The organism is Youhaiella tibetensis (assembly GCF_008000755.1).
In the GTDB taxonomy this organism is placed as follows: Bacteria; Pseudomonadota; Alphaproteobacteria; order Rhizobiales; family Devosiaceae; genus Paradevosia; species Paradevosia tibetensis.
Genome location: NZ_CP041690.1, coordinates 3,590,177 through 3,603,336 on the forward strand (window position 1 = coordinate 3,590,177; position 13,160 = coordinate 3,603,336).

Annotated in this window: 11 protein-coding genes and 1 pseudogene; 9 read left to right on the plus strand and 3 right to left on the minus strand. The window is 65.5% G+C overall.

The window, feature by feature from the left end; all coding sequences use genetic code 11:
* The first annotated feature begins 43 nt into the window (after positions 1 to 43).
* Complete coding sequence (sciP, locus tag FNA67_RS17560; RefSeq protein ID WP_049706354.1) at positions 44 to 322, plus strand: CtrA inhibitor SciP; 279 nt, start codon at positions 44 to 46, stop codon at positions 320 to 322.
* A 92-nt stretch (positions 323 to 414) separates the two neighbouring features.
* On the opposite strand, the gene FNA67_RS17565 is transcribed toward sciP, so the two are convergent.
* Complete coding sequence (locus tag FNA67_RS17565; RefSeq protein ID WP_145976782.1) at positions 415 to 1,113, minus strand: PilZ domain-containing protein; 699 nt, start codon at positions 1,111 to 1,113, stop codon at positions 415 to 417.
* Positions 1,114 to 1,704: 591 nt separating this feature from the next.
* On the opposite strand from FNA67_RS17565, the gene fliF reads away from it, so the two are divergent.
* The 8 genes and pseudogenes from fliF to FNA67_RS17605 all read left to right on the plus strand — a co-directional run bounded on the left by fliF (position 1,705) and on the right by FNA67_RS17605 (position 10,850).
* Positions 1,705 to 3,345 carry a flagellar basal-body MS-ring/collar protein FliF gene (fliF, locus tag FNA67_RS17570; RefSeq protein WP_049706356.1) on the plus strand — a complete coding sequence of 547 codons (1,641 nt, stop codon included), beginning with the start codon at positions 1,705 to 1,707 and terminating at the stop codon, positions 3,343 to 3,345.
* Positions 3,346 to 3,350: 5 nt separating this feature from the next.
* Positions 3,351 to 4,424 (plus strand): flagellar motor switch protein FliG, encoded by a 1,074-nt coding sequence (gene fliG / locus FNA67_RS17575; protein ID WP_049706357.1) that lies wholly within the window; start codon positions 3,351 to 3,353, stop codon positions 4,422 to 4,424.
* A 2-nt stretch (positions 4,425 to 4,426) separates the two neighbouring features.
* On the plus strand, positions 4,427 to 5,065 hold the full coding sequence (locus FNA67_RS17580; protein ID WP_049706358.1) for a FliH/SctL family protein: 639 nt from the start codon (positions 4,427 to 4,429) through the stop codon (positions 5,063 to 5,065).
* Positions 5,066 to 5,106: 41 nt separating this feature from the next.
* On the plus strand, positions 5,107 to 5,397 hold the full coding sequence (gene fliN / locus FNA67_RS17585) for a flagellar motor switch protein FliN (protein ID WP_244616711.1): 291 nt from the start codon (positions 5,107 to 5,109) through the stop codon (positions 5,395 to 5,397).
* 10 nt (positions 5,398 to 5,407) lie between these two features.
* Positions 5,408 to 6,778, plus strand: coding sequence for a sigma-54-dependent transcriptional regulator FlbD (gene flbD / locus FNA67_RS17590; protein WP_049706360.1), 1,371 nt, complete (start codon positions 5,408 to 5,410; stop codon positions 6,776 to 6,778).
* 170 nt (positions 6,779 to 6,948) lie between these two features.
* A pseudogene (gene flhA, locus FNA67_RS17595) lies at positions 6,949 to 9,086 on the plus strand (flagellar biosynthesis protein FlhA).
* Positions 9,087 to 9,149: 63 nt separating this feature from the next.
* A complete protein-coding gene (locus FNA67_RS17600) occupies positions 9,150 to 9,587 on the plus strand; it encodes a GNAT family N-acetyltransferase (protein ID WP_049708116.1) in 438 nt (145 codons plus the stop codon).
* Between the two features lie 162 nt (positions 9,588 to 9,749).
* Complete coding sequence (locus FNA67_RS17605; RefSeq protein ID WP_049706362.1) at positions 9,750 to 10,850, plus strand: TRAP transporter substrate-binding protein; 1,101 nt, start codon at positions 9,750 to 9,752, stop codon at positions 10,848 to 10,850.
* Between the two features lie 73 nt (positions 10,851 to 10,923).
* Here the strand turns inward: FNA67_RS17605 and FNA67_RS17610 are convergent, their stop codons facing one another.
* Together FNA67_RS17610 and FNA67_RS17615 are read right to left on the minus strand one after the other, a co-directional pair.
* A complete protein-coding gene (locus FNA67_RS17610) occupies positions 10,924 to 12,315 on the minus strand; it encodes a TRAP transporter large permease (RefSeq protein WP_049706363.1) in 1,392 nt (463 codons plus the stop codon).
* Positions 12,315 to 12,878, minus strand: coding sequence for a TRAP transporter small permease subunit (locus tag FNA67_RS17615; RefSeq protein ID WP_049706364.1), 564 nt, complete (start codon positions 12,876 to 12,878; stop codon positions 12,315 to 12,317). The genes FNA67_RS17610 and FNA67_RS17615 overlap by 1 nt, the downstream gene beginning before the upstream one ends.
* Between the last annotated feature and the right edge of the window lie 282 nt (positions 12,879 to 13,160).

Here is a 13,160-nt window from a genome sequence, read left to right on the forward strand (position 1 = left end):
GCTACCTTCTGAACTTATATGGTCAGGTTCAGTAGAGAGTAAAATGACCGTACAAATGCGTTCTCGCGTTAAGTACGTTATCGGCCCTGATGGCAGTCCATTGACGATTGCCGATTTGCCGCCAACAAACACCCGTCGCTGGGTGATACGCCGTAAGGCCGAGGTTGTCGCCGCCGTGCGCGGTGGGCTGCTGAGCCTTGAGGAGGCCTGTGCACGCTACACGTTGAGCGTGGACGAGTTCCTCAACTGGCAGGCAGCCATCGACAAGCACGGGCTTGCCGGCTTGCGTACGACTTGGATTCAGCACTACCGCGAAGGTTGAGCCTGGCTCGATCGCGAAAAGCTAAAGCCCGTTCCGGCTTGCCGGGACGGGCTTTGTGTTGTCCGCTCGCTCGGTCGGTCGGCGCTGCGCGCTTAGGGCACGACCGAGAGGATTGCGCTGTAGGTCTTGAGATTGGCCAGCCGGACCTCGTCCCCACCCAGGAGGAGCGTCGTCAGTTCGTCCTCGACCACCTTCTCGTCGTGAAGCGCCGGGAAGCCGACGGCGAAGCCGCCCTCGATATGGCGAACCACCCGCCCCAGCACGCCCCCGACTGCCAGCGGCGTACCCGGCGGCGGCTTGACCTCGGCCGACACCGCTACCCCCGAACGCGACAGGTCGATGATGAAGGCGTCCAGCTTCTCGCCATCGGCGAACATGATGCTGGTGCGCGGATTGCGCGGGAACCAGCGCGGATGGGCGCGCTTGTCGATGATGTGCTTGAAGCGCCGCTTCTTGATCCAGGCCAGCTTGGCGCCCACCTTGGCGCGCTCGTCCTCGTCCAGATGCAGCGTCACCGCCAGGCCGGTGGAGAGCTTCTTCTCCACTTCCCCGCGCAGGAGCCCCAGCTCTTCGAGCTTGACCGCCATGCGGTCGCCGGCTTCGCCGAACAGCGCGCCGTCGAGAACCAACCGGTCCGGCGAGATGCTCTGCGTTCGGCACGCATAGACCTTGAGCGCCCCCGTCAGCGGGTCGCGCTTGTTGGAGAGTGTGTAACAGCCACTGAGCACGCCGACATACCGGATGTCGCTGACGTTCACGGGCCGTTCCTGCGGATTCGTGGACACAGTCATGGCGCTTCTCACGCATAGTAAATATGTGTAAATACTCATATTTTCATGTGAAGAAACCCTTAACGACCAGACCAATTTCGGCCCGGTTGGACCAGTATTCATATAGTGGGATATGCGGATATCGTTATCATTCCACACGAGGTCCGCACTGTGATCCAAAAGAACCAGTCGCCGGAGGGCGATTGATCCTCGCCTGCCGCCACCGGTTCGCACCATGACTTCCGCGCTGCCGGGACGGGTCGATCCCGCCACGCCCGGGTAGCCCGTCCCATGATTCGGATCGCGCCCCGCTCCTGGCGCCCGTTTGTTCCCCATATCGCCGGCTATGACCGGTTCCAGGGGTGCGACATGTGTGCCCGTTAACGCCTCTGTTAACGCCTTCTTTCCCATGCCCTGCCGCCGCGCAAAAGCACGCCATGCGCCGGAAATCCTAGCAATTCCAACGATCTCGCCCTGTGCGGCCACCCGGCAATTTTTGCCGCGTGTCGCATTCCGCAACGGCCGGTTAATACAAAATTTACCATCGGCTCGGTAATTTTTGCCTATCGGGCCGCCAAGGAGGCAACGGCGGTCCGATTTAGGGGCTCGGTTGTGGATACTTTAAGTCAGTTTCTAAATCGCCTGGGGCTTGCCCGGGTAGCGGCGATGGGCGTGGTTGCGGTGCTCATGCTGGGATTCTTTGCATTCCTGGTCATGAGGGCTTCAAGTCCCCAGTTAGCGCCACTTTATTCAGGTCTGTCGCTCGACGACTCGTCGGCGATCGTGCGCGAACTGCAATCGATGGGCACGCCCTTCGAGCTGCGCGGCGATGGCGATACCATCATGATACCGCGTGACCAGATCACGACGGTGCGCATGAACCTGGCCGGCAACGGCCTGCCGGCCCGCGGCCAGGTCGGCTACGAGATCTTCGACCAGCAGAACACGCTGGGCGCCACCAGTTTCGTGCAGAACATCAACAACGTGCGGGCTCTCGAAGGCGAGCTGGCACGCACCATTTCCTCGCTGGCCCGCATCAAGAGCGCCCGCGTGCATCTGGTCCTGCCCGAGCGCGAGCTCTTCCGCCGCGAACGCAAGGACCCCACCGCTTCGATCGTGGTGTCGGTGCGCGGCGAGCTCTCGAACGGCGAAATCCGCGCCATTCAGCACCTGGTCGGTTCGGCCATCGAGGGGCTCAACCCCAACAAGGTCTCGATCATCGACGATTCCGGCCGCCTGCTCGCCTCGGGCGCCACCGACGGCGTGGACGGTATGCTCACCGCCGAAGCGCAGGATCGCGTCGTCAGCCTCGAAGAGCGCTACCGCACCCGCGTCGAGGACATGCTGGCCAACGTTCTGGGTGCCGGGCGCTCGCGCGTTCAGGTCAGCGCCGAGCTCAACCTCGATCGCTCGACCAAGACCTCCGAACGTTTCGACCCCGATGGGCAGGTCGTGCGCTCCACCCAAACGCGCGACAACGCTTCCAATTCCAGCAACGGCCAGACCGATGCCGGTGTTTCGGTTGCCAACGAGCTGCCCGGCTCCACCGCCAATGGCGGCGCCGGCAACAACAGCTCGGACCAGCAGCAGAACACCGAGGAAACCACCAACTACGAAATCTCCAAGACCACCGAGACGGCGGTCACCGAGGCCGGCGGCATCAAGAAGCTCTCCGTCGCCGTCGTGGTCGACGGTCGCTACACCACCGATGCCAGCGGCAACTCGGTCTACGCCCCGCGCGACGCCGCCGAGATCGATCAGATCAAGGCCCTGGTGCGCTCGGCCATCGGGTTCGACGAAGCCCGCGGCGACCAGGTCGAAGTGGTCAACATGCAGTTCGCCGAGCGCCCCGACGCACAGGGCCCCGGCAGCGACGGTCCCGGCCTCTTTGATTTCACGCGGGACGACCTGATCAACTGGGCGCAGATGGGCGTGACGCTCATCATCTCCCTGGCTCTGGTCTTCTTCGTGATGCGTCCCCTGGTCAAGCGCGTCCTCGCCCCCGAGGAGAAGGCGCCGCTCGCCCTGCCGCAGAGCGCCGAGATCGAGCCCGGCCTGCCGGCGATCCCCGAACTGCCCGAGGAACCCGTTCCGCCGACGGCGGCCCCCTGGGTCAACGGCGCCAAGGCCATGGGCGAAGCCCAGCTCGAAACGCTCAAGTCGGTCGGCCAGCTCGTCGACGAGAACCCCAAGCAGGCCGCGCTCATCGTGCGCGACTGGCTCTCCTCAAACAGCAATAGCGCTGCGGCGTAATCCAGATGGCCACTTCTCCCCAGCTCACCACCAACAATGCCCCGCGGGGTCCCCAGCTCATCGTCGGCGCCAACGCCACCCAGCGCGCGCTGGGCGGCGACGAGAAGGCCGCCGTGCTGCTGCTGGCGCTCGGCCCGGACTACGGCAAGCCCATCTGGGACGAGCTCGACGACGTCGAGATCCGCACCCTGTCGCGCGCCATGGCCCAGTTGGGTCCCATCACCCAGGAAATGCTGGACGAACTCCTGATCGAGTTCGTCACCAACATCTCTTCCTCGGGCGCCCTGGCCGGTAACGCCGAGACCACCCAGCGCCTGCTCTCCTCCTTCCTCCCCGCCGACCGCGTCGATGCGATCATGGAGGAAATCCGCGGTCCCGCCGGCCGCAACATGTGGGAGAAGCTGTCCAACGTCCAGGAAGACGTCCTGGCCAACTACCTCAAGAACGAGTACCCGCAGACCATCGCCGTGGTGCTCTCCAAGATCGCCGCCGAACACGCCGCCAAGGTGCTGGCCATCCTCCCCGAGGAACTGGCCATCGACGTCGTCCAGCGCATGCTCGGCCTCGACCCCGTGCAGAAGGACATCATCGAGAAGATCGAGCAGACCCTGCGCACCGAGTTCATGTCCACGCTCTCGACCACCAAGCGGCGCGACAGCCATGAGCAGATGGCCGAGATCTTCAACTCCTTCGACCGCCAGACCGAAGCGCGCTTCCTCACCACCCTCGAGGATCGCGATCGCGAGGCGTCCGAGCGCATCAAGGCCCTCATGTTCACCTTCGAGGACCTGACCAAGCTCGAGAACTCGGCGATCCAGACCATTCTCCAGCGGGTCGACAAGAAGGAACTGGCCGTGGCCCTCAAGGGTGCCAGCGATGCCATCAAGGACTTCTTCACCGCCAACATGTCCCAGCGCTCGGCCAAGCTGTTGCGCGATGACATGGCCGACATGGGCCCGGTTCGCCTCAAGGACGTCGACGACGCCCAGAGCCGCCTGGTCGGCATCGCCAAGGACCTGGCCGCCCGCGGCGAAATCGTCATCGCCAAGTCCAAGGGCGATGAGCAGATGGTGATGTAGCCATGGCCAACCCGCTTCGCCGCTTCACCTTCGATCTGGACCTCGGCCGCAGCGCCAGCGAGCCCAAGCAGACCTTTTCGGAGACCCAGTTCTCCGAAGCCACTGCCGATGCCCGCCAGGAAGGCTACGCCCAGGGTTATTCCGATGGCGAGAACAGCGCCTCGGTCCTCGCCGCCCGCGCCCTTGCCACCGCCGCCGAGAACATCGCCGCGCGGGGCGTCGAAATGGCCGCCGCCCTCGATGACGCCCGCGCCGAGACGCTACGCGATGCCGTCGGCCTTGCCGCCTCGGTGGGCCGCAAGCTGGCCGCCTCGCTCATCGCCCGCTACCCGCTGGCCGAGATCGAGGCGCTCATCGCCGAGTGCCTTTCGACCATCGACAACGCCCCGCACCTGGTCATCCGGTGCGATCCGGCCCTGGCCGACGCCGTCAAGGAGATCGCCACTGCCCGCATGGCCACGTCCAGCTTTGCCGGACGGCTCGTGGTGATGGGCGATCCCGAAGTCGCCATGGGCGACTGCCGCATCGAATGGGTGGACGGCGGCCTGGTCCGCGACATGTCCGCCATCTCCAGTGAAATCGACAAACGCATAGCGGCATACGTGGCCGCCCGCGGCGCCGCGCGCCGAGAGGAGAATTGATCATGAGCGATCCCACCGAAAACGGCCTCGACCTCGAAGAGATGGACGCCCCGGGCGCCGCCGACGGCATGCCGCTGACCGGCGAGAAGACCGCTGCCGACCTCGAAGCCGTCTTCGATGTGCCGGTGCGCGTTTCGGTCGTGCTGGGCCGCACCCGCATGCCCGTCGCCAACCTCCTGCGCCTCGACACCGGCTCGATCATCGAGCTCGACCGCCAGGTCGGCGAAGCCATCGAAATCTACGTCAACGACCGGCTGGTCGCCCGCGGGGAAATCGTCCTCGTGGAAAACCGCCTGGGCGTGACCATGACTGAAATCATCAAGGCAGCTTAAGGAGACTACAATGAGACTCCTGATTGTCGGAGCGCTCGAGGGCCAGCTCAGCCAGGCCACCAAGCTCGCCATGGAAGGCGGGGCCAAGGTCGCCCACGCCCCATCGGTCGAAATCGCCTTGGCCACCCTGCGCGCCGGTCGCGGCGCCGACCTGCTGCTCGTCGACGTCATGGTCGACATCCCGACCCTCATCGCCGGCCTCGAGGCCGAGCGCATCGCGGTACCCGTCGTCGCCTGCGGCACCGAGACCAATGCCGCTGCCGCGGTCAACGCCATCCGCGCCGGGGCCAAGGAATATATCCCGCTGCCGCCCGACGCCGAGCTGATCGCCGCCGTCATCGCCGCGGTGGCGCGCGACTCCTCCGAATTCCTCTTCCGCGATCCGTCCATGGGCCGCGTCGTCAAGCTTGCCGACCAGATCGCGCCCTCCGATGCCAGCGTCCTCATCACCGGGGAGAGCGGCACCGGCAAGGAAGTGATGGCCAAGTACATTCACTCCCGCTCCAAGCGCGTCCAGAAGCCGTTCATCTCGGTCAACTGCGCCGCCATTCCCGAGGCGCTGCTCGAGTCCGAACTCTTCGGCCATGAGAAGGGCGCCTTCACCGGCGCCGTCGCCCGGCGCATCGGCAAGTTCGAGGAAGCCAATGGCGGCACCCTCCTGCTCGACGAAATCTCCGAGATGGACATTCGCCTGCAGGCCAAGCTTCTCCGCGCCATTCAGGAGCGCCTGATCGATCGCGTCGGCGGCACCAAGCCGGTCCCGGTCGATATCCGCATCCTGGCCACCTCCAACCGCAACCTTGCCGAAGCGGTGCGCGAAGGCTCGTTCCGCGAGGACCTGCTGTTCCGCCTCAACGTGGTCAACCTCAAGCTGCCCCCGCTGCGCGAGCGCCCCGGCGACATCGCCGCGCTCTCCGAGCACTTCGTGGCCAAGTACACCAGCGCCAACGGCCTGCCGCCGCGCGCGCTCACCAGCGAGGCGCGCGAGGAACTACTGCGCGCGCCCTGGCCCGGCAACGTCCGCGAGCTGGAAAACACCCTCCACCGCGCCGTGCTGCTCGCCTCGGGCGACGCCATCGGGCCGGATGCCATCGCCATGCCCGACGGCACGGGTCTTTCGGACGCCGTCCGCGCCCATAGCCTGGCCAGCCAGGCCGCCCAGACCGCCGAGACCCTCTCGCGCGTCCTTGTCGGCCGCACCGTGGCCGATGTGGAACGCGACCTGATCCTGGATACGCTCGACCACGTGCTGGGCAACCGCACCCACGCTGCCAACATCCTGGGCATCTCGATCCGCACCCTGCGCAACAAGCTCAACCAGTACGCCGACGAGGGCATTTCCGTCCCCGGCCCCGGCGAACAGCGCTCGAGCGCGGCCTAGCTGATGCAAGCATCCGGCACGCTGTCCATCCCCGCTCTGTCCCTCCCCGCAAGGGGAAGGATGCCGCTGGGGCCCTGGCCGCGCCAGACATTCTCCTCCCCCCTTGCGGGGGAGGCCGGGAGCGGGGCGAGCCCCCGCCACGAGACCTCCGGCCCATCTAAGGACCATCAATGAGCGATATTCCGAGCACCGGCCCGAAACTGGGAGGCTTCAAGCTCCCCACCCTCGCCGAGATCAACCGGACGCTCCGCTCCGGCGACATCATCCTGGCGCTCGGGATCATGTCGATCATCGTGGTCCTCATCCTGCCCATGCCGCCGCTCCTGCTCGACGGCTTGCTGGCCATCTCGATCGTCTTCGCCATCCTGATCCTGATGACGGCGCTCTTCATCCAGACGCCGCTCGAGTTCTCGTCCTTCCCGACGGTCCTGCTCATCGCCACCATGATCCGGCTGGCGCTCAACCTGGCCACGACCCGCCTCATCCTGGCCAACGGCCACGAGGGCACCGATGCGGCCGGCCACGTCATCGAGGCCTTCGGCCAGTTCGTGATGCGCGGCAACTTCGTCATCGGCGTCGTGGTCTTCATCATCCTGGTGATCGTCAACTTCGTCGTCATCACCAAGGGTTCGGGCCGTATCGCCGAAGTGGCGGCGCGCTTCAACCTCGACGCCATGCCCGGCAAGCAGATGGCCATCGACGCCGATCTCTCGGCCGGCCTCATCGACGAGAACGAGGCCCGCAAGCGCCGCCAGACGCTGGAATCGGAAAGCGCCTTCTTCGGTAACATGGACGGTGCGTCCAAGTTCGTGCGCGGCGACGCCATCGCCGGCCTGCTGATCACCTTCATCAACATCTGCGCCGGCATGGTCATCGGCATGGTGCAGGAGGGGCTCTCCTTCCAGGAAGCGGGCAACAACTACACCCTGCTCACCGTCGGTGACGGCCTCGTCAGCCAGATCCCCGCCCTCGTCGTTTCCATCGCCGCCGGCATGCTCGTTTCCAAGTCGGGTGTCACCGGTTCGGCCGACAAGGCCCTTGCCAGCCAGTTCACCGGCTACCCCAAGGCCCTGGGCATGTCCTCGGCCGTCATGGCCGTGATGGCCTTCCTGCCCGGCATGCCCTTCATCCCCTTCGTCGCCGTTTCGGGCGCCATGGGCTACCTGGCCTTCACCTCGGCCCGCAAGAAGGCCGCCGCCAAGGTCGAGGCCCAGGTCGAGCAGGCCATGGCCAAAGCCGGCGTCTCCTCGCCCGAGCAGCTCGAGGAAGCCCCGATCACCGACAGCCTCAAGATCGACGAGCTCAAGCTCGAGCTCGGCTACGGCCTTCTACAGCTGGTCAAGGAAGACGAGAACGGGCACCGACCGCCTCACCGAGCAGATCAAGGCCCTGCGCCGCCAGCTCGCCAGCGAACTCGGCTTCATCATGCCGCCGGTGCGTATCCTGGACAACATGCAGCTCGAGCCGAACGACTACAAGGTCAAGATCAAGGAAGTCGAGGCCGGCCACGGCAACATCTACGCCAACCAGCTCATGGTGATGGACCCCGATGGGCAAGGAAATCACCCTGCCCGGCTACCACACCGTCGAGCCCACCTTCGGCCTTCCCGCCACCTGGATCGACCCGGCCCTGCGCGACGAGGCCGAGTTGCACGGCTACTCGATCATCGATCCGTCCACCGTCATCTCCACCCACCTGACCGAAGTGCTCAAGTCCAACGTGGCGGACCTGCTGAGCTACTCGAACGTCCAGACCATGCTCAACGGCCTCTCCAAGGAACAACAGAAGCTGGTGGAAGACATCGTGCCCTCCCAGATCTCGGTCTCGGGCATCCAGCGCGTACTCCAGGCGCTCCTCAACGAGCGCATCTCCATCCGCGACCTGCCCACGATCCTGGAGGGTATCGCCGAGATCGCCGGCTCGGGTCGCTCGACCCAGACCATGGCCGAGCACGTGCGCTCGCGCCTGTCGCGCCAGCTCTGTGCCGCCAACCTCGGTCCGGACGGCAACCTGCCGCTCCTCACCCTCTCCCCGCAATGGGAGCGCGACTTCGCCGAGGCCATGGTCGGCGAAGGCGACCACCGGCACCTGGCCATGGCCCCCTCGCGCCTCCAGCAGTTCATTCTCTCGGTCCAGCAGGCCTTCGAGAACGCCGCCCAGATGGGCGAGCTGCCAGTGCTCATCACCTCGCCCTCGATCCGTACGCACGTTCGTGCCATCATCGAGCGCTTCCGCCCGCAGACGGTGGTCATGAGCCAGAACGAAGTCCATCCGCGCGTCCGCCTCAAGACCATCGGCAGCGTCTAGCCATCGCGGCGGGGAGATTCGCTCCCCGCCCCGCATCCCTGGGAGACGAGGCAATTGCCCGCCATCCGACCCGATTCGCTCGCCATCCTCGAAGTCCCGGCCTTTTCGACCCTCTGCAATGCCGCTTTCGCGCTGCGCCGCGAGGTCTTCGTGCTCGAGCAGCACGTGCCGCCCGAGGAAGAGCACGATGCCTATGACCTCACCGCCACCCATCTCGTCGCCGTCTTGGAGGGCGAGGTCGTGGGCACGCTGCGCATCGTCTTCCTGCCCGAGCATGCCAAGATCGGCCGCGTCGCCGTCCATCGCCTGCATCGCGGCCGCGGCATAGCCCGCACCCTCATGGGCGCGGCCATGGAACTCTCCCGCGCCCGTGGACAGGAGCGATTCTATCTCACCGCCCAGATCGCCGCTCTCGGCCTCTACGAGAAGCTCGGCTTCGTCGCCTTCGGGGAAGAATTCCTCGATGCCGGCATCCCGCACCTTGAGATGAAGACCTACTGAGCCCTCCGGCCCGCGGCCTATGCCGGTAATTGCCCAATGTATCCAACAACAAGCTGGACAGGGCTACGCGACGTTGCTTTGTTAGCGGCAACTGATGCTACCGGCGCAAAGCCCGGGCGTCGGCGGCGTGCGCACGGGGCGCGCGCCTTTGGGAGGAAATTGATGAAGAGACGCGAATTCTTCAAATCGGCGTCGGCAGCTACGATCGGTGCCGCCGCTGCATCGACCCTGGCCGCTCCGGCCATCGCTCAGGGCAACATCACCTGGCGCATGGTCACCACCTGGCCCAAGAACTTTCCGGGCCTGGGCGTGGGCGCCCAGAACCTGGCCGATCGCATCACCAAGGCATCGGGCGGTCGCCTGACGGTCCAGGTCTTCGCCGCCGGCGAAATGGTCCCGGGCCTGCAGGCCCTCGATGCCGTGATCGACGGCTCGGCCGAAATGAGCCACGGCACCCCCTATTACTGGCAGAACAAGAGCCAGGGCCTCTCGTTCTTCACGGGCGTTCCCTACGGCATGACCAGCCGCGAGCTCACCGCCTGGGTCCGCTATCTGGGCGGCCAGGAGCTGTGGGACAAGATTTACGACCAGTTCGGCCTGCAGGGTTTCCTCTCGGGCGATACCGGCACCCAGGCCGGTGGCTGGTTCCGCAACGAGCTGACTGGCGTCGCCGACCTGCAGGGTCTGCGCTTCCGCACTCCGGGCCTGGGCGGCCAGGTTTGGGGCAAGCTCGGCGCCTCGGTGACCAACATGGCCGCCGGCGACATCTTCGCCGCGCTCCAGTCGGGCACGCTCGATGCCGCCGAGTTCGTCGGTCCCTATAACGACCTGGCGCTCGGCTTCTACCAGATCTGCAAGAACTACTACTTCCCCAGCTTCGTCGAGCCGGGCCTGGCCACCGAAATCGCGGTCTCCAAGTCCAAGTACCAGGAACTGCCCGAGGACCTCCAGGAGATCGTCCGCAGCTGCGCCCAGGCCGCCTATGACGACGTGGCCTCCGACATGTACGCCAACGACCCGCGCGCCCTGCGCGCCCTGGTCACCGATCACGGCGTCCAGGTCCGCCAGTTCCCCGAGGAAATCCTCGAGGCCGGCGCCAAGGCCTCCATGGAGCTGATCGCCGAGATCCGCGAAGGCGGCGATGCCCAGACCAAGGAAGTGGCCGAGAGCTTCGTGTCCGCCTTCAACCTGCTGCGCGAGCGCACCGAAGGCACCGACATGCCGTTCCTCGCCGCCCGTCAGAAGTACATCAAGTACACCTGACACCAACGGAACCCACACATCGAAAAGCCCGAGCTCCCGCCCGGGCTTTTCTCTTTTGGGCTGTTGATGCCGCCTAGTGGTAGAGCACGCTCGGCAGCCAGGTGATCAGCTGCGGCATCAGGAACAGGCAGGCCACCGCGATGATCTGCAGGATCACGAAGGGCAGCACGCCCTTGTAGATCATGCCCGTGCTCACCCGCGGCGGCGCCACCCCGCGCAGGTAGAAGAGCGCAAAGCCGAAGGGCGGCGTCAGGAAGCTCGTCTGCAGGTTCACGCCCACCATGACGCCCAGCCAGATCGGGTCGACATCGAGCGCCAGCAGCACCGGCGCGGTGATCGGGATCACGATGAAGATGATCTCGAAAGTGTCGAGGATGAACCCGAGCAGGAACATCACGAACATCACCACGATCATCGCCCCGATCGCCCCGCCCGGCATGGCCGAGAGGAACTCGTGCACCAGGTTGTCGCCGCCCATCATGCGGAAGACGATCGAGAACACCGCCGCCCCGAAAAGGATGATGAACACCATCGAGGTGATGGTGGCGGTCGAGATCACCACCTGGCGCAGGATGCCGAAATCGAGCTTGCGTCGGAACGCGGCCAGCAGCATCGCGCCGACCGAACCCACAGAGGCCGCCTCCGTCGGGGTCGCCACCCCGCCCAGGATCGAACCCAGCACCGCCACGATGAGCAGGAGCGGCGGCAGCAGCGCCACCACCACTTCGCGCGCCAGCGAGCCGCGCTCGGCCTCCGGCACCGGCGTTGCCGGGCAGGATTTGGGATCGGTGATCGCCTTGAAGATCACGAAGCCCGAATAGAGCGCCACCAGCAGCAGGCCCGGAATGATGGCGCCGGCGAAGAGCGCCCCCACCGACACTGGCGCCGGCGCGAAATTGCCCTTGGCCATCTGCACCTGGGCGTTGATGCCCGAGAGCATGTCGCCCATGAAGATGAGCACCGTCGAGGGTGGGATGATTTGCCCGAGCGTGCCCGAGGCGCAGATGACGCCGGTCGCGAGCTTGGGGTCGTACCCGGCGCGCAGCATGGCCGGAAGCGAGATGAGCCCCATGGTGACCACGGTCGCCCCGACCACGCCCGTCGAGGCTGCCAGCAGCGCCCCGACCACGATCACCGAGAGCCCGAGCCCGCCACGCAGGTTGCCGAAAAGCTTGCCCATGGTGAGCAGCAATTGTTCGGCGATGCCGCTTCGCTCCAGCATCACGCCCATGAACACGAAGAGCGGCACGGCCACCAGCACTTCGTTGGTCATCAGGCCCACATAGCGCCCGACGAGCGATGCGTAGTTGGAGGGGTCGTAGACCCCGAGCAGCCAGCCGACGAGGCCGAAGATGAGGGCGGTGCCCGCCAGCGAGAATGCCACCGGGAAGCCGAGCATCAGGACGCCGATGACGCCCAGGAACATGAGGGCGGAGAGGATTTCTCCAAGCATGACGGGATCCATCAGGGCGCCTCTTCCGGCTCGTTGGCGCCGTAGCGCAGGGCGGGCGGCAGCAGGTCCTGTCGGTCCGCCAGCACGAGGATCGAGCGTGCCGCCATGGCCAGGCCCTGGAGTCCCACCAGCACGGCGAACACGATGATGAAACTCTTGAGGATGAAGAGCCCCGGCATGCCCCCGATATTGGCCGACCCCTCGTAATAGCCCCAGGAGCGCGCCACCGCCGTCCAGCTATAGTGCACCACCACGAAAATGAACGGGAAGAGGAAGAACACCACGCCGAACAGGTCCGCCATCGCCTTGCGGCGCACGGGGGCGGGCCTGTAGAAAATGTCGACGCGCACATGGTCGTCGCGCAGCAGGGCATAGCCGGCAACGCCCGTGAACATGGCGCCGCTCATCCACACATAGAGGTCCTGCATCCACAGCACCGAGGTGTGGAAGAAATAGCGCTGCACCACCACGGTGAAACAAACCAGCACACAAGCCAGCGCCAGCCAGCACAGGGTTTCCCCCACGACACGGTTGACGCCGCTGATGGCTCTCACGAGCCAGGCGAGCCCAAGCAACTCTCCAGTCCTCCCGTTCCTGTCTCCAAAGCGGTTGTTGCCACCGCCTTGGTTCGGATTGAACAGCATTGAGGGGTGAGGTCAACTCAAACGCGGCTCCGGCGCGCTGCAAGTTGGTCATAACTCGCCGCGTTCCCCCGGAAACCGTGGCCCCCGCTCTCAGCCTCGGCGCCCGTTCGCTTCGGTAGGATACGGCCCTTTCCGTTAACCAATTAGCAACTGCTTAACCCCAGCCCGGCTTTGCTGCTGCCGCGCCGCGTTCCCTGCGCTATCGTGTTTCAC